At 35.5% G+C, this 262-nt stretch carries 1 protein-coding gene; it reads left to right on the forward strand.

Annotation, left to right across the window (positions count from 1 at the left end; translation table 11 throughout):
• A partial coding sequence (locus RYX56_RS23265; protein WP_317124245.1) for a replication initiation factor domain-containing protein occupies positions 1–262 on the forward strand: 262 nt, incomplete at both ends.

The following is a 262-nucleotide window of genomic DNA, read 5'->3' on the forward strand; positions in this document are numbered from 1 at the left end:
GATTTTTTTATGGACGTGTTTCGAGTTGGTGGAGTTTTTAAACGAATTGATCTTGCGATAAACGATAAGACAGGCAAATTGGTTATTCCATTTCTGACTAACAAACGTCTAAATGAAGAATGTATCTCTGTTTTCCGTAGTTTTAAAAGCTATCGTTCTGGTGAACTTGTGCAGAGTGAAGACAAGCCTGACATGGGAAATACGTTATATATTGGTTCTTTAAAAAGTGACGTGTACTTTTGTGCGTATGAAAAGGATTATG

The organism is Alkalihalophilus lindianensis, assembly GCF_032843265.1.
GTDB classification, from domain to species: domain Bacteria; phylum Bacillota; class Bacilli; order Bacillales; family Bacillaceae_D; genus Alkalihalophilus; species Alkalihalophilus lindianensis.